The organism is Aeromonas sp. ASNIH4 (assembly GCF_002934425.1).
Lineage (GTDB): Bacteria > Pseudomonadota > Gammaproteobacteria > Enterobacterales > Aeromonadaceae > Aeromonas > Aeromonas hydrophila.
Window position 1 is genome coordinate 1,286,257 of the sequence record NZ_CP026217.1, and the last position, 18,954, is coordinate 1,305,210.

17 protein-coding genes and 1 pseudogene are annotated in these 18,954 nt (G+C 55.5%); 5 read left to right on the forward strand and 13 right to left on the reverse strand.

Going from position 1 to position 18,954, the window contains the following annotated elements:
- Positions 1 to 8 precede the first annotated feature (8 nt).
- The 6 genes from C2U40_RS06025 to C2U40_RS06050 form a co-directional block, all read right to left on the reverse strand.
- Entirely contained in the window at positions 9 to 1,253 is a 1,245-nt protein-coding gene (locus tag C2U40_RS06025; protein ID WP_103828455.1) for a cytosine permease, read from the reverse strand.
- Positions 1,254 to 1,268: 15 nt separating this feature from the next.
- On the reverse strand, positions 1,269 to 1,664 hold the full coding sequence (locus C2U40_RS06030) for an allophanate hydrolase-related protein (protein ID WP_103828454.1): 396 nt from the start codon (positions 1,662 to 1,664) through the stop codon (positions 1,269 to 1,271).
- A 62-nt stretch (positions 1,665 to 1,726) separates the two neighbouring features.
- Positions 1,727 to 2,683 (reverse strand): carbamate kinase, encoded by a 957-nt coding sequence (locus C2U40_RS06035; RefSeq protein WP_103828453.1) that lies wholly within the window; start codon positions 2,681 to 2,683, stop codon positions 1,727 to 1,729.
- Positions 2,684 to 2,685: 2 nt separating this feature from the next.
- Positions 2,686 to 4,098: a DUF1116 domain-containing protein gene (locus tag C2U40_RS06040; protein WP_103828452.1), complete on the reverse strand. Its 1,413-nt coding sequence runs from the start codon at positions 4,096 to 4,098 to the stop codon at positions 2,686 to 2,688.
- 8 nt (positions 4,099 to 4,106) lie between these two features.
- On the reverse strand, positions 4,107 to 5,654 hold the full coding sequence (fdrA, locus tag C2U40_RS06045) for an acyl-CoA synthetase FdrA (RefSeq protein WP_103828451.1): 1,548 nt from the start codon (positions 5,652 to 5,654) through the stop codon (positions 4,107 to 4,109).
- A 94-nt stretch (positions 5,655 to 5,748) separates the two neighbouring features.
- Entirely contained in the window at positions 5,749 to 6,414 is a 666-nt protein-coding gene (locus tag C2U40_RS06050) for a cysteine hydrolase family protein (RefSeq protein WP_101613913.1), read from the reverse strand.
- Positions 6,415 to 6,666: 252 nt separating this feature from the next.
- On the opposite strand from C2U40_RS06050, the gene C2U40_RS06055 reads away from it, so the two are divergent.
- Positions 6,667 to 7,476, forward strand: coding sequence for a DUF2877 domain-containing protein (locus C2U40_RS06055; protein ID WP_158656428.1), 810 nt, complete (start codon positions 6,667 to 6,669; stop codon positions 7,474 to 7,476).
- Positions 7,477 to 7,742: 266 nt separating this feature from the next.
- On the opposite strand, the gene C2U40_RS06060 is transcribed toward C2U40_RS06055, so the two are convergent.
- The gene (locus C2U40_RS06060; protein WP_225319273.1) at positions 7,743 to 8,723 is read right to left on the reverse strand and encodes a YagK/YfjJ domain-containing protein; all 981 of its coding nucleotides are present in this window, start codon (positions 8,721 to 8,723) and stop codon (positions 7,743 to 7,745) included.
- Positions 8,724 to 9,096: 373 nt separating this feature from the next.
- A complete protein-coding gene (locus C2U40_RS06065; RefSeq protein WP_103828449.1) occupies positions 9,097 to 9,300 on the reverse strand; it encodes a helix-turn-helix transcriptional regulator in 204 nt (67 codons plus the stop codon).
- A 458-nt stretch (positions 9,301 to 9,758) separates the two neighbouring features.
- Here C2U40_RS06065 and C2U40_RS06070 point away from each other — a divergent pair, with 458 nt between their 5' ends.
- Together C2U40_RS06070 and cas5e are read left to right on the forward strand one after the other, a co-directional pair.
- Complete coding sequence (locus C2U40_RS06070) at positions 9,759 to 11,258, forward strand: histone-like nucleoid structuring protein (RefSeq protein WP_233768823.1); 1,500 nt, start codon at positions 9,759 to 9,761, stop codon at positions 11,256 to 11,258.
- Positions 11,259 to 12,133: 875 nt separating this feature from the next.
- Positions 12,134 to 12,304 (forward strand): annotated as a pseudogene (gene cas5e / locus C2U40_RS26685) (type I-E CRISPR-associated protein Cas5/CasD); the annotation flags it as partial.
- 289 nt (positions 12,305 to 12,593) lie between these two features.
- On the opposite strand, the gene C2U40_RS06090 reads toward cas5e, so the two are convergent.
- On the reverse strand, positions 12,594 to 13,748 hold the full coding sequence (locus tag C2U40_RS06090) for a YdcF family protein (RefSeq protein WP_181014884.1): 1,155 nt from the start codon (positions 13,746 to 13,748) through the stop codon (positions 12,594 to 12,596).
- A 482-nt stretch (positions 13,749 to 14,230) separates the two neighbouring features.
- On the opposite strand from C2U40_RS06090, the gene C2U40_RS06095 reads away from it, so the two are divergent.
- Both C2U40_RS06095 and C2U40_RS06100 read left to right on the forward strand, forming a co-directional pair.
- Positions 14,231 to 15,442 (forward strand): NupC/NupG family nucleoside CNT transporter, encoded by a 1,212-nt coding sequence (locus C2U40_RS06095; RefSeq protein WP_017765670.1) that lies wholly within the window; start codon positions 14,231 to 14,233, stop codon positions 15,440 to 15,442.
- A gap of 182 nt (positions 15,443 to 15,624) precedes the next feature.
- Positions 15,625 to 16,068, forward strand: coding sequence for an inhibitor of vertebrate lysozyme family protein (locus tag C2U40_RS06100; protein ID WP_043159737.1), 444 nt, complete (start codon positions 15,625 to 15,627; stop codon positions 16,066 to 16,068).
- A gap of 69 nt (positions 16,069 to 16,137) precedes the next feature.
- Here the strand turns inward: C2U40_RS06100 and C2U40_RS06105 are convergent, their stop codons facing one another.
- The 4 genes from C2U40_RS06105 to C2U40_RS06120 form a co-directional block, all read right to left on the reverse strand.
- On the reverse strand, positions 16,138 to 16,680 hold the full coding sequence (locus tag C2U40_RS06105; RefSeq protein ID WP_043169783.1) for a beta/gamma crystallin-related protein: 543 nt from the start codon (positions 16,678 to 16,680) through the stop codon (positions 16,138 to 16,140).
- A gap of 197 nt (positions 16,681 to 16,877) precedes the next feature.
- Positions 16,878 to 17,120, reverse strand: a complete 243-nt coding sequence (locus C2U40_RS06110) for a DUF3297 family protein (RefSeq protein ID WP_005302916.1) — start codon at positions 17,118 to 17,120, stop codon at positions 16,878 to 16,880.
- Positions 17,121 to 17,218: 98 nt separating this feature from the next.
- Entirely contained in the window at positions 17,219 to 18,535 is a 1,317-nt protein-coding gene (locus tag C2U40_RS06115) for a HipA domain-containing protein (RefSeq protein ID WP_103828447.1), read from the reverse strand.
- Positions 18,519 to 18,722 (reverse strand): helix-turn-helix domain-containing protein, encoded by a 204-nt coding sequence (locus C2U40_RS06120; protein WP_230599148.1) that lies wholly within the window; start codon positions 18,720 to 18,722, stop codon positions 18,519 to 18,521. Before C2U40_RS06120 ends, C2U40_RS06115 begins: the two co-directional genes overlap by 17 nt.
- Between the last annotated feature and the right edge of the window lie 232 nt (positions 18,723 to 18,954).

Genomic DNA, 18,954 nt, shown 5'->3' on the forward strand with positions numbered 1-18,954 from the left:
TGCGGAACTCAGCTTGTCCGCTTGCTGACCATGAGGGCCGGACGGCGGCTCAGGGCCAGGTAACCCAGACTGGCGACCAGTATGGAGTCCGGCGACGGGATCATGGTCAGTGTGATGACGCTGTTGGCGGTCAAAAAGCCGACTAGCGAGCCGAGGATCCAGACTACAAAGGTGATCCATTTGATCGCCGGCTCTTGGGCCAGCAGGCGCTCGTCATACCCTTGGCTGCGATAGCGCAGGAAGTCGGCGATGTAGATGCCGGCCACCGGCGGCGTTGCGATACCCAAGAAGAGCAGGAAGGGGATAAACCAGCTCATAATGTCCATGCTGCCAACTAGGGTCGCCAGCACACCCAGTGCGATGGTGATCTGCCACTTGGGGATGCGTTCAAGCAGGGTCGAGACCACCAGTGTACCCTGAAACATATTGCCGGCATTACCGGTCACGCAGGCAAAGACCAGCAGCAGAGCCGCGGGTAGCGCTGCGCCGAGCGGTGCCATTGCTCCCAATAGGGAGCCTTGCCCCGTGATGTTGCTCGGGGTGGCCCCGGCCCAGAACAGAAGTGGGTAAGCGACCATAAAGGTGAGCGCTGCGGCGATAAGGGCATGCTTTCGGTTATGCACGAAGCTGCCAAAATCGGGCAAGGTTGCCACGAGGACGATAATGGTACCGACCACACTGGACACCGCGACGCCAGTCTCCATTCCGTTCAAGGTTTCGGTGACAGGCGCGGGCGGGGTATCGAGAACTACGCTCAGGATATAACAGAGCATCAGAGCAATCACTGGCACGGCCAGCTGGGCCACTTTGCCAAGCACGGCAAAACCGAAAGCAGTCGATATGGTGAATATCACACATCCAATTGTCACCAACAGGGGCGCCGGGACAGATACGCCTTGCTGTGCGAGCAGATCCTGTACCGTGTGACCAAACATGTTGGCTGTGACCGAGATCCAGCCAAACAGACTGATTGCCATCAAAATGTTGATGGCAATGGCGCCCTTATTGCCAAAAGAGAATTTGACTATGCCATAGGTTGGTAGTCGGGCCTTTTCTCCTACGCTGATGGTGATGGCAGAGAGGATGGCCAGGATAGCACCCCCCAATGCAACGACGCTGATCAGCTGCCCCTCCAGCAACTGGTTACCCAAGCTGGATGATGAGAGCAGGACTGGGGTCATGGCGATACCCAGCAGGATCATGGTGATATGCAGGCCGGATGCAGTTCCCGGGCTTGTTTCGGTTTTGCGCATGATGCTCTCCCTTGCTTAGTTGATGTGGTGGTGACCTGTGTAATTGCGCCAGCCGCCTGTTTCAGTGATCTCCCGTTCGCCCTCAACTAGCCAAGGCTCGGCCAGCACGCCCAGCACTTCCTGACCGTCCTTGAGGGTGACTTTGCCAATCGAGAGACCAGCCGGCTCTTTTTGCAGGATGTTGCCAAGTCCTGCGGGCGGCACAGCCCAAAGCTCCAGTGCAATCTCGGCACCTTCACCAGGGAAGCGGAGCATGCCGGGGTGGCGATCGCCGATGCTCCAGCAGCGGTAATCCGCGGTGGTGGATGACTCGGCGACAAACTCGGCGTCGACGGCCAGCATGTTGGGATTCAGTTCCAGGCCGCGCATCAGCGTGCCGTTGACTGCGAGCAGAACCTTGTTGTCAGACATGAGTACTCCTTAAATAGTGTGGTGCTGTGTATCTTGTGGTGGGGCCGTAGCCTCTTTTGTCGTCAGTGACCAAGAAAACGGGTGCCAGCCTGGCCAAGCACTGCCTTGCCCATGGAAGGCGGATTAGTGATAAGACCCACCCCATCAGGACATCCTTTGAGGTAGCTCAACATGGCTTCTACTTTGGGGCCCATGCTGCCGGCACCGAAGTGGCCGTCGGCTAGCAGTTGAGTTGCCTCTGCAAGGTTCAGGGTCTCGAGCCAACGTTGTTCTGGTGTTCCGAAATGGATGGCAACCTGTTCGACACCGGTCGGGATTAACAGCATGTCGGCTTGCAGCTCGATAGCGAGCAGGGCAGAGGCGCGGTCCTTGTCGATGACCGCTTGGGCGGCCTGCAGGGAACCGTCTTTTTCCCTCACCACAGGAATGCCGCCACCGCCACAGGCAATGACAAGCGCATCCTGCTCGAGTAGGGCTCGTATGGTGGGTGTCTCAACGATGCCAAGTGGTGCTGGTGAGGCGACCACTCGTCGCCAGCCGCGCCCGGCATCTTCGGCAATCTGCCACCCCTGCTCTGCGGCTAGCTGCTCGGCGATCGGCTGACTCATGTGTGCACCAATGGGTTTGTCGGGATGAGTAAAGGCCGGGTCGCAGCGATCAATCAGGGTCTGGGTGACCAGTGCGATGACCTTGGTGTGTGCCAGCCCACTGCGCCGCAACTCGTTACCGAGGGCGTTTTGGAACATAAAGCCAGTAGCGCCCTGGGTATCGCCAACGGCGTACTCGAGCGGCACGGTCGGCACTTGCGCACTGGCCAGCTCGCTTCGGCGCAAAATAAAGCCCACCTGTGGCCCATTGCCGTGGGTCAACACCACCTGCCAGCCCGCAGCAATCAGGTCCGCTACATGGCGCGCTGTTTCGACTACCGCATCGTATTGCTGATCGAGTGACACTTCGTCATTGCTTCGGATCAGGGCATTGCCGCCAACAGCAACAACCGCAAGTTTCTTCTTCTGCATGCTTATTCCTCCAGACTGCCAGCGATGGCCGAGAGAGCGCTGACAAAGCAGGAGAGCGGGGCAGTAGTGATCCCCGCGCCAATCTGGCCAACGCCAGCTTGCTTGTGAGCGATGCCGGTGTTGATGACAGGCAGGATGATGCGATCTACGACCTTGCGGGCATCGATACAGGTTGCTGAACCGGCAAAGTTGAGTGCAGGCAGGGTAAAGGCTGGATGCTGGGTCAGCGTGATTTGCTGCATCGCCATGCTGTGACCGATGGCATCAGCTGGGGTACCGCCAACAAACTTGACGATGGCAGGTGAAGCGGCCATGGCGAACCCGCCAATCCCTGCCGTTTCGGTAATGGCGGAATCGCCAAGGTCGGCGGCCGCATCATCGGCGCCGTAGCCAGGGAAGAATAGGCCATTTACTGGGTTGGCCGGAGCCTGGAACCAGCGATCGCCAGTGCCGGAGAGGCGGATGCCGAAGTTGACGCCGTTACGGGCCATCACGGTCACCATGGTGCTGTGAGGCACCCCGTGCGCCGCATCGAGCATCACCTTGCAGGCGGCCATCGAGAGGTTGAGGAAGAAGTGATCGTTGGCTGCGATGAACTCCAGCACCTCGGGTCCACGCTCAAGTCTGGCGAGGGTTGGAGCAAGCCGCTTGAACAGCAGGCCGCTGGCTGCCGCATTACGGTTATGGCACTCGTCACCCATATGCAAGGCTTGGGCAATAAGAGGCTTGAGTTCAATTTTGCCGTATTGCTCGAGTGCTGCGGCCAGGGTCGGGGCCAGTACGTCCCCCATCCAGCGCAGGCGTTTCAGCACCTCATCACTGTTGGAGCCAAAACGCAGGACCTTGCCGAGCCCTTCGTTGAAGTTGCAAAACGCACGGTTGCCGTGGGCACGATTTTCTACCACCCAGACGGGCATAGAAGGACTGATGATGCCGGACATGGGGCCGACAGCCTGATAGTGGTGGCAGGGCTCGAGTGCGATATCGCCCCGAGCGGCCATAGCCATGGCGCTGTCGACATCCTTGGCCCAGCCTTCGAACACAATGGCACCTGCGATGGCGCCCTGCATCGGGCCGCACATCTCGCTCCAATCGATGGGAGGGCCAGCGTGCAGGATGCGGCGTTTGCCATTCAGGGCTGATATTTCGCGGCTGGCGACACTCACACCGACCAGGGTGGGTTGGGCTTCTAGGTAGCGTTGCATAGCCTGCTCGTTGGCAGCCTGAATACGCGGATCTTCCAGTAGGGTGGCCAGCGTCCAGTTGGCGGCATCATCCCCTTCTGCGACCGGCTGCCAGGCCAGATGCAATATCTGACCACCGGCGTTGGTCAGGTTGTCAGAAAAGCTCTGCAGGCCCAGCCCCAAAACCCGGAGCGGTTGTTGAAACAGGGAGTTGGCGGATTGAATGCTCATCTTGGTTCTCACTTCAGTTGCAGGGCCAGTCGGGCGGCAAGCTGGGCGGCTTGCATGTTGCTTTGGGCGATCAGCACCCCCGCATCGTGCAGGCGATCGATCTGCTGCTGGCGCGGTTGGGGATCGAGTTCGGTGCCGCAGACGTGGGCGATGGTGATGAGCTGGCGGCCTGCCTGCCCAGCCTTTTGGCGCGCATGCACCAGCGTGGCAAGTAGTTCGCCAGTGGGATCGAGGTTCGCGCCATAGCCCAGTACCACATCAAAGAGCAAGATGGCGGTAGTGGGATCGGCGGCCTCTTGCAACAGACGTGCGTTGCGCAGGGTTGGGTCGATCATGGGGTGAGGACGGCCTTGAGTGAATTCGTCATCACCCATGTCCACCAAGCTGTGGCCATAACCACGGGCGGGGTCTTGCAGCGTGCTTGCGCCTTTAACTGGTGCGTTGGATTCGCACTCGAGACCGGCAGCAATGAGGGCAAGCTGTGCTTCGTAGCAGAAGGTGCCGCCGGCAAAGATGCCGCGAATATCCCGCTGCCCTGGTGCCATGGCGCCGAGTGTGCTTTGCACCTGATCCAGTGCCGCGTCATCAAGGTTGGTGGAGGAGGGCAGAGGTTCATTGCGCAGAATGGCAACGGCCATATCAGCTGCATGTTGCAGGCTGGTAGCGGGGAGGACGCCTTGTGCTGCCAATGCGGCACAGTCGGCGCCAAGGAAATGCACCACAACCGGCTTGCCGCACTCACGGGCCTGGGTCAGCACCTGTTGGCTCACGGCTTCTGAGGGCGGCTTGGAGATCAGGACGATAAGGCGGGTGCCGGGATCGGCGGCCAGCATCCGGAGCGCTTGCTGCATGCTCAGGCCACCGATCTCCTCATGCAGATCGCGCCCGCCGGTGCCGAGTGCTTGGGAGACACCTTCGCCCAGATGATGAATACGGCAGCTCACTTCTTGCAGGCCTGTACCGGATGCCGCTACCAGGCCAATGGTGCCGCGGCGTACCACATTGGCAAACCCCAGCGGCATGCCATTAACGATGGCGGTGCCGCAGTCGGGACCCATCACTAGCAAGTCGCGCTGCGCGGCGAACGCCTTGATGGCGAGCTCTTGTGCTTCGGGCACGTTGTCGGAAAACAGCATGACGTTCATGCCAAGGTGCAGTGCCTTGAGTGCTTCGGCGGCAGCGTAACGACCGGGTACCGAGATGAGGGCGAGGTTGGCGTCGTTGTCACGCTCCTTGCCCATGGCCAGAGCGGTGGCAGGCCGCTGGCCGACAGCTCCAGGGGTGTCGTCAACCGGTGCAGGGCGCAGCAGTTCGTCGGCCAGTGCCAGCGCCTGTTCGCCAACGGCCTCATCGGCCAGCAGGGCGATCAGCAGATCGCTGGGTTTGGCCGCAACAGTGATCGCCATTCCTGCATCGCGCATCCGATCGAGGTTGGCATCGGTTGCCATGGCGACGGAGGCCTGACGCACGCCCTCCAGTCCACTCAGACGGGAGGAGACCTGCATCAGCGAGACAGAGTCCTTGTAGAGATTTGAATAGATTTTGTAGTGCAACATGTCAGCGTTTCCGTAGTAAACGGGTGCAGAAGGCCCTGACCCGGTCACGGGCCTTCTGTCAGTCAATAGAAGGTGGGGCGATAGGCCCCGGGGGTCAGTCTTTTAGGGCTGCGACCAGTTGTTCTGCGTCGCTAACCCAGCCGACGATGGCGCCCTGGGCCTGGATCATCTCGAGGGTGATCCTGTGGAATTCGGGGAAGTAGGACGCGCAGCAATCTGCCGGGATCACCAACTCATAGCCACGGTCGTTGGCTTCACGGGCGGTGGTCTGCACACAGACCTCGGTGGTGACGCCGCAGATGATGAGGGAGCGAATGCCGCAGGCTTGCAAGATCAGGTGCAGGTCGGTGGAGTAAAACGCCCCCTTGCCCGGCTTGTCGATCACCGGTTCGCCAGCGATGGGGTAGAGCTCGGGGATAATGTCGTGGCCCGCTTCACCTTGCACCAGGATGCGACCCATGGCGCCTGGCTCCCCGATGAAACGCTTGCCGCCACGGACCAGCTTGGCAGGCAGACAGTCGGTCAGATCTGGACGATGACCTTCACGTGTGTGGATGACCAACATGCCTTTGGCTCGAGCCGCATCCAGTACTTTGCGGCAGGGCTCGATAGCCCGGCGCACGAGGGAAACATCGTTACCGAGGGCATGACCAAATCCATTTGGTTCGACGAAATCACGCTGCATGTCGATCACGATGAGGGCTGTGGTGGCCGGGTCGAAGGTGAAATCGAAGGGCTGTGCACTGATACGCTTGTTCATGGTGTTCTCCTACGAGGTGGATGATTCATGGCCAGTCTATGGAGGGGGTTGAGGGGGTGCGCAGAAAGAAATTGAGCCCAACCGACAAAAGATTTGAAGGATGGTAATTAACGCTGGTGGCACAATGGCTAAGAGTCCGGTCATTGCTGGCATTGCACCATACCGGTATCACATGACTGTCTGTTCAGCAGTTAGTGAAGCAGATCATAGAACTGTGATCCCCCTCGCCAATCCATGTTCAAGGAGCCTCTTTTGTCACAGCGTTCTCTCTCTGTCATTCGTGGTTGTCAGCGACTCCTGGTGATGCCAAAGCAGGATGTGTTGACCGTTCACTCTCGTTTTCAGCGAAGCTGCAATTTTATCTCGGACCAAGGTGAATGGTTGACTTTGGTGATAAATGGCGTGGCTTTGCCCCCGGCAGGGATGGAGCTGGCGACTGGATTGTTACCTGATGACATGCAGCCCGGGAGTCGCTGGCTTTGGCACGAGAATACACTGGTGGGGCCTCACTGTAAGATCCGGCTTGTCGATTGTCAGTGGCAGTCGACCCGCCTAACCTCGGGTCAGGGGAGCATGCCATGCCTGTTACCTTCGTTGGATCACTTCTTGTCATTAGCCCCTCCTGCAGGTGGTTTTTGGGCTCAATGGCATGGAGCAGACCATGACTATCTGTTTCCTCCATTAACAGCCCTGCAAAATTGGTTGGGTGGCACCAAGGTGGAGCTGGGTCCTGTTCTCACCCCTTTGCTGGGTTATGGGCATGGCCTGACACCCTCTGGCGATGACTTTCTGCTTGGGATTCTATTTGCTCTGGAGTGGACTGCATTTCAAGGGAGGGATGAGCTTATCGCTGCTTTGTTACCCCTTCTAACACGCACAACGGAGATCAGTTCTGTGATGCTTAAAATGGGGACAGCAGGTCATTATGGTGAGCGTTTGCTGCAACTGGTGACAGCCCGAAAAGAAGATGTTATGTGCGCCATTAAGAACATTGCGGATTATGGACACTCGTCAGGCCACGACATGTTATGTGGGATTAGATTTGCACTGGCAAACGGTTGAAAAACTGTGGGTTTAATCTAAATCGAACAGCCTGTAATGGCCTCACCAGCCTAAAGTGCCCGCTACACTCGGAGCTTTCTTCTTATTGGCAGATCAAGGGAATGTGGCTTTCTTATCGTGCTCACATACGCCATCGCGTCTCCTACCTGACAACTGTATTGTCAGAGACTAAAGTTTCCCGCCAGCAACGGTTGGAATCGGTATATTACCGCGTCTGTAAACGAGCGATGCTGCTCCCCCCCTATATCTGTGCAAGCAAGGGTAATTCAGTATGTAAGTGCATAGCTGGAGCGCCTTGGCCTGCCAAGGCGAGGTTGGGGCGATGGTCTCTCCATACGCCCGAAGGTCCGACGACCGGCTGGTAATATCGCCAGTATTTGCGTATCCAGCTTGGTCAGATAACTCAGCGCATTAATCAGGTTTTGACACTTGGTTGTATCGCTGTAGTGGACCATCCCAATGCCATCAGTGCCCCATCGTTGATATTCCTCCCGCCTGACTTGGCAGTTGTAATAGCTCCCGTCATTGTCGGTCATGACCTCCCACAGCTCCCCCAGTGTTCTACCCAGCGAGATATCTCGTTGGTGTACTGCCCCATTAAAAATGAACGTAATGTGGGTATGAAAATATCTATCAACACCGTACTCCAGTTTCCAGATATACCCCACCAATGCAGGATATTTATTCTGTATTCGACGAAGGTAACTATTCCGATCATTCGTCACGAGGTCTAACGTTAACTGGTCGTAGTAGTCTTCGTGATAGCCGATATCCAATCGGATGATTAATAGCTTGGCATGCTGGTCGAATAGGCTATTAACATACGTCGCTATACTGAGCTGATTGCGGTTCTCAACGCGTTTAAGGTTCTTGAGACGCTTTCGGTGTGCCTTACTCTTGCATTCTCTTAGAAACGCATACAGCGCGTTATTGATATCCTTGGCTAATTCATTGCCTTCATCACTATCGAGATATCGCTCATGGATGAGGTGCAACCCAAACACCTCTCGCATATGCGTTAGGAATAGCGCTACCGTTGGATGCGCTGACGATATCTCCTCATGACAATAAAAATAATCACACACAGTATTCAACGTATTAAAGAGTTGGGTTGATAGCTTACGGTCAATGCAAGTAATGCGTGACTTACCTGGGGCTGAATCAACAGCCATGACAATAGGAGGCGTTGTATTTTGGAGCAGGTCTGGTATGGATAGGATATCTAATAGTCTGACTGAGTTAAACATGATGGCCTCGCTTAGGCAGGAGTAACCCTACACTGTGTGATAGACACTCGTGTATATAGCGGCGATTGGTGGAGTGGTATTGGCTACCTATGCTGGTGGTAGCATGACCACCATATGGGAGTTGTGTAATGGTATGCGATAGTGGTAATGGTTATTGGTTGTATATGGGTGACTGTACATAGCGTAGGAATAGTATTGAATGGTAGTGATGTTAAATAATAAATAAACCTAAACGTGATGCGCCTATCCCACCTACGAAAACACCCAAAAACATATATAAGAAGGAATGGTTATTTCCCTAACCAATTAGCCTATCAAGGCATGATTGATAACGCTGGAAGTTATGGAGCTCACTAGGGATGAAAAAATGCACTCAAGACTGGCTTCTACCAATAAGCCAGCTATCAACATCGTGCTCAAACCAGCCAATAGAGGACTGCCCTATCTTGAAAGGTTTAGGGAAGGTCTCGTCATAACGAGGAGACTTGGGATTAAGCCAGTCATAGATAGTAGACCTGAACATGCCAATCTTGTTGGTGAGATCTTTGATGCGCAGGACTTTGATGGGGTTGTTCATGATGTACTCCTGATGATGAGGTAGTTGTTCATCAGAAGAGCGCGCCAGTTAAAAAAAACAGGGTATCGCATCATTCTCTTTAGAAGTTAGAAGTTAGAAGTTAGAAGTTAGAAGTTAGAAGTTAGAAGAGTGTGAACTGTAATTCCTATCCAAACTGCTTGCTATAACGCTACATAAAGTGACCAATCCAGGCAGCTGATACATGGATTGTAGGTAATGCAAAATTGCAGGCCCCTAGGTTAGGGCTATACCGATAGATGCTATTCATCTATCCGCAGCAAAGAGAACTGAAGAGCCTCCACCTGGATAAGGGCAGCTCAAAATATACTAAGTGCAACCATGCTATAAGTTAAGTGATGCTTGCATCACATCCTTAGTGCAACCTTGTTGATGTGGCTACATAAATCTATAGAATTGAAGGTTATGCTGGAATTAACACACCATAAAGAAGGTTAAATATGGCAAGAAATAAAAAATACAGACCACATCATCATATTGGTGTAAAAGCCAAAAGTGAGCTTCGCGCCCCCCCAACACAGCATAAAAAAGAAGACATTAAAATAAATGATGATATGTTCGCTGATGATAATAAAGTGGAGCAACCAACTAAAATCAAACGTGTTTTGCGAGGAAGTAAAACCGACAATAATAAAGATAAAAATAGTAAAATAAAAACAACAGAAAGGCCATATTCAATATACGACTGTGATAAAGAATGGCTCCTCGCTGCACAGCGAACTAGAAAGACTCCACATCTGGCAATTAGACATGAAGGGCTTAGTAAGAATGGATTGCAGATTGAGAACGACACACCTATCGGTCATTTTATTGAAAATAATAAGTCTAGCGAAGTAACTTACTATCAAAAAATTATAGCAACTGAAGATTACAGTAACTTCGAACATATTTATAATATATTGTTATTTATTTCATCTGTTAGGGAATATAGCTACCATGAACAATTTAAAATTGGGAGGCAATTTAAAAACAACAATCGATTAGAATTAACCGTTCAGGATGAGGTTAATCTAAATAAAGCACTTGTGTATAGTGCTCAGCAGAAAGTAGAAATAAAAAATAAAATAAGAATTTTGTTGAGGTCAAACGTAAATAACATTCTCAATAACCAGGATTATCTTGAACACTTTGATGTGCATCCCGCTGTATCTATATTCATAAAGATAGTAAATGAGAATGGCATTGACATCACATATAGAGATGATTTTGAAGAGTATTTCTCAATCGATCTGATGACCGCTTTCATCAATAAATTCAATGCAACCTATAACTCTCCACATTATAAAAAAGAGGTTTCTAAAAGACTTTACAATGTAAGAAAGAATATAAACTCTATCACTGACTTCATAAATAGAAAGGTCGATGGCGATTCTACGCATGTGATAAGGTGCTGTTTAGGATTTAACTGCATTTTCGATGATGGATATGATTCAAAATATGAAAAAGAAATTTATGAAATCTATAAAAGCCCTAACTCCTTATACTATTACAAGCTAACAAAGCTATTTGATGGCAGAGATGCAATATTTAGGCGAGGAGCAAAAAAACCAGTTATGAAGTATATAGATGGGTATATTTGGAAAGTCGATTATTGCTCAATAAGGAAGTATTATCTTCATCTATTTTTATTTTTAAAACCAGACTGGGGGAAGAGCTTTGATATCGTAGAAGAGATCGGTAACATGTGGAGAAGCAATGTAATCAACGGTGATGTTTTTAAATATAGCGGTGAAATAGACAACTTCCCAATTAAAAATAAAAGCGGTCGTGACATGCTGGCTAAATCTTTAAACGACTTATTCATTCAGGACATATTGGCTTATGCGATAGTGCGCAAGCCTAATGAAAAACATCTTCGTTCATTTGGAAAAAGTGGAAATAATGAAAGCACTGACAACCCATTACAAAAAATAATTAAATCAACACCAGTGAAAATATAGCGCAATATGATGATGATCTATTCGCTATAAATTGGCCATCTGGTTTAAACACTCCATGAGGGTATGATATGAATAAAAATGGAGGTTACACTCAGTGTAACCTCCATAGGCAAAGTCTAAAACTAGAGACTTAATAAACCCTATCCAACTTGTAGATGCACAATATTGTCAGCCGTTTTTTCTGATGGTTTAAAAATTCATCCCCATAACTCCAGCGCCATTTTTTGTTCCGGTAACCGAACTGTATGAACATAGTGAGCCATGCCTCCGGGTAAGGCATGACCTAATATCTGCTCCACAACATGAGCGGCGATCCCAGCCTCATTTAGCCGGGTAGCTAAGCTCCGTCGCTCCAAGGGAGTAGTATGCCCGATCCGTTTCCAAATCCCTCTTTCCCACTGACTGACAGCCTCTGGTCACTTGAGCTTCCTAGCAAGTATGAGGGTGACTGTGCGGCAGCTGCTTTCAGCAAGGCGTCTATCGTCGGCCGAATAAAATCAGGTATTGGTCTCACGATTTTATTACCTGTTTTTGATTTGGATGCAGGTACTGTCTATGTACCTTCGGCTAGATTCCATTCTTCGGGAGCTGATAGCCGATCTTCTTGAGTTCTTGCACCGAACGACAACAGAATCTTGGCCAAACTTCCGTAGTAGCAATATGGACCTAGCTTCTCAGCCCACTCCCATAGTGTTAGCAGCAGTGGGAAAGTGATCCACCGATGGGTCAGAATCCGACTGCTGTTGACACTCGAAGACTACCTCACCAAGAAAGAGGCTCTCACCGGCAGCCTGTTTGGCAAGCTGAGAGATTAGGAGTGGGGAGGATGTGTGGATCACCTGATCGCTAAGCTGCAAAGTCATGTGGAGTAACTCATGAATCAACCCTACCTGCTACTATGGCTGGAGGGGCCGCTACAAAGCTGGGGGCACGATTCCCGCTTTGGACGGCGTGAGACCCTGAACTTCCCGACCAAGTCCTGGGTCCTCGGGATGGTCTGCCCTGCCCTGGGGATTGGTGGCCCCCAGACATCCCTACTCGCCCATTTTGCTGCTCTCGATATGCAGGTCCACAGCTTTGCCCGTTGTCACCAGAACGGGGAGCTGGCTCCCCGCGAGCCTTTGTTGCGCGAGACGACGCTGACGCGAAGTGAGCAATGGGAAGAAGGACAGTAGCTGTTGAAAGGCTTGGGTATCCATGATGGAGACCCTCAAGGTGATGACCTACTTCAAGGTTATCCTTTCAACAAATAATTGGGACAGCACTATTAATAACGCCTTGTGATGCAAAAAGATCGCAGAGGCAACGAGCCGGGCGAGAGCGGCCCACCCGGGATCAGCGCTCCAGCAGGGGAGCAGAGCGGTAGCTCCAGAGCCCGTAGGTGCGCAGGGCGTCGCGGTAGATGCCGAGCAGCTCGCTGTCGCTCACCTTGGCAAGCTCGGAGAGCGGTTTGTCGGGATAGCTGACGCTGTCAATCCGGATCCCGGCCGGCCCGCTCTGCCAGCAGGCGATCTCCAGCAATGTCTGGCCCCGGCGCACATGGCTGGCGGAGCTCACCAGAGTGGCGTACTCGATCTGGTGGCGGGCGAGGGCATAGCCGCTGTAGAGGGCGTTCTCCACCGTGCTGGTGGCGTAGTTCTCCTCGATGATACGCGAGCGAGCGATCCCCTTTTTCACCAGCCAGTCGGCCATCAGCTTGCCCTCGGTCTGACGGTGCTGGGGCACGCCGCCGGTCAGGATGATGAGGGCCGCCGGGTTGGCCTTGGCCAGCGCCCGGGTGGTTTCCAGCCGGCCCAGCAGGATGTCGTGCATGGAGCCGTCGGGATTGAGGGCATAACCCAGGGTGACGATGGCCCGGTTGCCCGGCTTGGGTGAGCGCTCCCCCTGCTCTTTGAGCGGGGTGGCGATGACGCGGTCGACCGTGTCGAAGATGCGCTGCAGATCGGCGGCGCGGCCGGGATTGAGGGTCGCCAGCTTGCTCTGATAGCCCTTGGCGGCGGCCTCGTTGTGCTTGAAGGTCTGCCAGGTGGCGAGGTAGCTCAGCAGGTCGATGTCATCGGGCGCGGTGCTGAGGGCCTGCTCGAACAGGCCGATGGCCTTGTCCACGTTGCCGTTGTAGATCTGGGCGTTGGCCGCCGAGATGAGCAGGTCGGTGCGATAGGGCTCGAGCTGGTAGGCCTGCAGCAGCAGTTCGGTCACCTGTTCCATGTTGCTTGGCATCTTGGCGGTGAAGCCGGCGGTGGAGATGCGGGCGGGGGATTTGAAGATCTGCCAGGCATCCGCCAGCAGCTGATCCACCACCTGGCGCTTGCTGATGTACTGGTCGTAATTCTGCTCCTTTTGCAGGGAGCGTACCGGGGTAGCCCAGGCTGCGGAAGGGAGCACGGCAGGCAGTGTCAGCAGGCCGGCCAGCGTCAGGGCAATCGCGGTTCTTTTCATCATGATGGCGTTCCACCGAAGGTTGATGGCACCAGGCCATTCCAGGACCATGGGGCTTTTTCAATAAAAACATAAACTTGGTGATTGGTCAGTGTACCGCGTCGTGGCGTGAAAAAACGTGAACCGCTTCGGTTATCCGGGGAAGGGGGGGCGCCTGCCGTATCCGGGTGTTGCAAGGAGTGCTTTCCCTGTGGGTTTGCTCAGTTGTGGCGCAATCCTGCCGCGTTTTGGGTAATGCTCAGCGCTGCCGTGAAAAAGTTGGCGGGGCCAATCGTTTTACCGCTTTTTCTGTGACGGCGATCACTGTACCATCGCCGCCCGACCTGCCACCCGGCCGCAGCTCCCCCTGCGACGGCGCTGGCGTCACCCGATACTCGCCGTCACCCGGAACGTGAATGACCCCAGGATGGGACCCGCCACTAACCTGTAGGTTTGTGGTCTGCGTGTCGCGGGGTCGGCACCTCTCTCGCCCGCTCCCTGCGATGCCTGTCTGCAGACTTGCCGTATGAAACTTCTCTCTTCATAGGTGCAAGATGACGCTGTTATTGAGTCTGGTCGGTATGCTGGCCCTGATGTTTATCGCCTGGCTGGCCAGTGAAAACCGCCGTGCCATCCGCTGGCGGACCGTGCTGGGGGCCCTCGCCCTGCAAACCGGCTTTGCCGCCCTGGTGCTCTACTTCCCCCCCGGTCAAATCATGCTCGGTGCCATGAGCAACGGCGTCTCCGCCCTGCTCGGCTTTGCCGACAGCGGCATCCGTTTCGTGTTTGGCGATCTGGCCAGCAACGGCTTCATCTTCGCCGTGCGGGTACTGCCGCTGGTGATCTTCATCAGCGCGCTGATCGCGGTGCTCTATCACTTCGGCATCATGCAGTGGGTGATCCGGGTGCTGGGGGGCGGTATTCACCGCCTGCTCGGCACCAGCCGCGCCGAATCCCTGGTGGCCACCGGCAACATCTTCCTCTCCCAGGGTGAATCGCCGCTGCTGATCCGCCCCTTCCTGGCGGGCATGACCCGCTCCGAGCTGTTTGCGGTGATGACCTGTGGCATGGCCTCAGTGGCTGGCTCTGTGCTCGGTGGCTACGCAGGGCTGGGTGTGGATCTGAAATACCTGATCGCCGCCTCCTTTATGGCGGCGCCGGGGGGCCTCTTGATGGCCAAGCTGCTGGTGCCTGAGCAGCAGCAGGTGAACGATCAGGCCGAGATCACCCTCGACAAGAGCGACTACAGCAACGCCATCGACGCCCTGGCGGGTGGCGCCATGAGCGGCATGAAGATCGCGGTGGCCATCGGCACCATACTGCTGGCCTTTGTCAGCGTGATCACCATGATCAACGCCGGTCTCACCACGGTGGGCGAGTGGTTCGGCTGGGCCGATCTCTCCCTGCAGCAGCTGCTGGGTTACCTGTTTGCCCCGGTGGCCTGGCTTATCGGCGTGCCGGCCAGCGAGATGATGGCGGCAGGGTCACTCATCGGCCAGAAGGTGATCATGAACGAGTTCGTCGCCTACCTGGACTTTGCCAACATCAAGCAGGATCTGAGCGCCCACACCCAGATCATCATCACCTTCGCCCTCTGTGGTTTTGCCAACCTGGGCTCCATTGCGGTGCAGCTCGGCTCCATCGGCACCATGGCGCCGGAGCGCCGCCACGACGTGGCGAGCCTCGGTTTCAAGGCGGTGCTGGCCGCGACCCTGGCCAACCTGATGAGCGCCACCCTGGCGGGGCTGTTCGCCTCCCTCGGCTAAGCGACCCTTGCCCCCATGCACACCCCGTCTCGCCACTGGCGCGGCGGGGTGTCGTCCATCTGGCGCCAACCACTGACGCCTCGGCACGGCGTGGGCTCGACAGGGGCGGGCGCAGGCGGTAGCGTGATGGCGCGCGGCCAGTCCGTGCCCGTTCAGGCATTCATATAACAAGGAATCACACCATGACCCGTCTCTCACGCGCATTGGCGCTCTCCCTGCTGCTGGCCGGCGCCGCGCCGGCGTTTGCCGCCGCCACCTATACCTCTGATCTGCTGTTGTCGGCGGACTTCAAGGCCCCCTGGGCCAAGGCGACTCAGGGCATCAAGAACCTGCCCAAGTGGGTGCGCAGCGGCAATGGCACCAGCTCCCCGCTCGAAGCCGTGGCTGGCACCCCGTATCAGAGCGGTTCGGTCTGCAAACCCCACGACTGCGCCAGCCACTACATGCAGCTGTTGGTGGATGCCAAGGCCAAGCGGGTGTGGGGCGTGCTGATCGACCTGCCGGATAGCGACGCCGCTCGCGAAACCCCGTCCAAGTTCGCCCGCTACACCTGGCTCGGCCAGCCGGACAAGGGGATGCAGGCCGCCCTGATGAAGCAGGTTGAGGCCGACCCCAACTGGCAGTAAGCATCGAAAAGCAAAAACCTCTGCCCGGGCAGAGGTTTTTTTATGGCGAAGAGGTGATGGGGCAGGGTGCTAGCGGCTCAGGATCCGCACCGAGCGGATGCGATTGTTGAAGTCGGTCGCCTCCTGCTCGCCGCCCTTGCGGGTGTAGTAGCCACCGCGAAAATCGGTCTCCTCGAAGAAACGCACCACCCAGCCAGCTGGCACGGTGAAGGAGGAGATGCGGTTGGCAAAGCCGTAGCGGCCGAGATCCGCAATATCCCGGTCGATGCGCAGGGAGTCGCCGCTCTGATGGGCACCGTCAAACACCAGCAGGGGGCTGGCGTCGTCCCCTTCGTCCAATCGGGTTGTCAGGCAGCTCGCCTTGGCCGCCTCGCAGAACAGGCTGTTGTTGCCCTGGCCCTGCTGGCAGCGGCGGCTCACCTTCTGGCGCGCCAGCCATTCGCTGCGCCCCGCATCGGCATAGACGCTGTTGAAGGGGGTCAGGGTACAGATGTGGATACGCCCGCCACCCTGGCTTTGGCCGTTCACCACGATCTGCGGATTGATAAGGATATCGGCGTGGGCCGCTGTGCTCAGGGTCAACAGCGCCAGCAGGACAAACAGCTTGTTCATGGATGAGATCTTGCCAGTTCAAGGGGCGGCAAGGATTGCCGAGACGCCGCCCCGATGCAAGTGGGGGCGGCGCCCGCTGCGACACTCCTTGCCCGCCACAGGCGTCAAGATGAAAGGCCCAAAGCAGAACACCGGCACAAGGCCGGTGTTCTGAGCAGCATGGCGGCGGGCCCGACGGGGCGCGCGGTCAGGGCGGCTTAGGCGTAGAAAGCCTCGACGGTGCCTTTGACGGTGATCAGCATGGGGTTGCCATAGCGATCCTTGGCCTTGGGGGAGGGGATCTTCACCCAGCCTTCGCTGATGCAGTACTCCTCGACATTGGTGCGCTCCTTGCCGTTCACGCGAATGCCGATCTCGTGCTGGAAGCACTCCGCCACATGGTGCGGGCTGCGCGGGTTGGCCGCCAGACGGTCGGGCAGGGCCGGTTTGTTGTCGCTCATTTTATTTACCTGAGTGTGATAAAAAGTGGGCCATTGTAGGCAATGCCCGTCATGGGCTCAAGGCTGGGTTACGTCCCATGGGGGTGGACAAGGTTTGGCTATAGCTGCAGTTCGGGCAACAGCCCCGCCTGCTCCTGAAAATGGTGGCAACGGCGCTTAACGTCATCTTTATAGCGTGCTAGATAATCCAGCTCGGCGGGATGGTCTGTCTCGACCATGGCTATAGCGGCATCCAAATGGTGGAGGATGTCGCTGGCTATCTTCTGCAAGGTCTGTTGCAGCAGGCGTTCGGGTAGGTCACATGCCTCGGCCATTTCCAGCAACTGCCATGCGTTGATCGCCTCGGGAGCAAATTCGTCGCCTATGGCCATGGCCAGATGCTGGTTGAACTCGGGGTAAAGCCCCACATTGACCAGATCGTACCAAGGGGTGGGCGTCAGCCCTGCTTTTGATACGAAGAAGCTGTAGTTCTTGCCGTGGGCATCGTGATTGTTGACGCAGAGGTTGAAGAGCAGCCATTGCAGCATGTCCAGTCTGGCCTGCGCTGGATTGACGCAGAGAGCGCTAAGGCTGAACAGCCGTGGCAGGCTCACCCCTTCCCGAATATGGGCCACGTCCCGACCATCACCGAAGTTGCGTTCATATTTTCGGGCGACGGGGAACCCCAGCCCCTGACAGGCATCGATCATGTGGCGACGGCGGACCCTCATGCCATCCTCATCAAGACGACGGTCGAACCGTTCCACCAGCAAGCTTCTGTGGGACTTCTCACCCTGACCCACAGTATGCAGTTCGACCCGCGCCACCGGCATGCTAAGCTGTGCGGCCAGCTGCATGGTTACAAATTCATTGATCACTAGATGAGGGTGATGCTCGAACTTGAGGAGGTGGGTTGAACAGAGTTCACCTTCGCCAAATCCTAGCCTCCCCTCGAGTCGCAGCAGGTTGAGTTTGGCCTGCACACCCGCAACCGAGAGTCGGGGGCGGCCATCCCAGACTTCCAGCGGCCAAATCTCGGGTTGATCGAGGCGCAGCATCAACTCCTCTGGTGTGATGGGGCGAAACCGGGTGGGAATGTCGGGCTCTGCGGGTAGGGTGAAGGTGACAGCCCCGGATACATCGCGGCCGATACCGTGGATTAGGGCAAAGAGATTGCTGCGCGAAACGGAGAGTACCTCAATCAGATGATCCAGCCCGCGATTTTCTGGCAGTAAGTTGCCGAGATACGCCCGGATCTGAGCGCTGCTGGCCGAGCCATCCAACGCCAGTGGCGGTGAGAGTGGGAATCCGCGCGCTTGCCACTCTGGCAGATAGCCGAGCTGAAACGAATCCCGGTTGGAGTCATATTCGAGATGGCCAATCAGCTGATTACCCAGCCGAAGTTCCAGCCGATGGTGCTCAGAACCATTCATCATCACCGACCTCTGGTTGGCTGTAGCTGCTCATTACCTGTGATCCCGCTTCTTGCACCAGTTGCAACCTCAGTCCCAGCGCCTTCATCACCTGCAGCAGGGTCGAGAGGTAGACATCCCCCCCTTTTTCAATCTTGATCAGGGTTTTCTTGGAGATGCCGCACAGTGAGGCCGTCACCTCTTGGGTCATCTTGGCTGCTTTGCGTCTCTCCCGTATCGCCAGTCCCAGCGAGGCGGGATCCAGTTCTTTCGTGCCGGTTGGCAACGGTGTATCTGTCATCATGATCACGGAAAAAGTGTAGGTTGTTACACCTTAGCTCATGGTAAGAGCAAACAGCAACAAAAAGTGTACGATGGTGCACTTTTTATAGTCTCAGCGTTGTTTTCGATAAAAAAGTGTAGAAGTGTTCACCTTTTAGAAC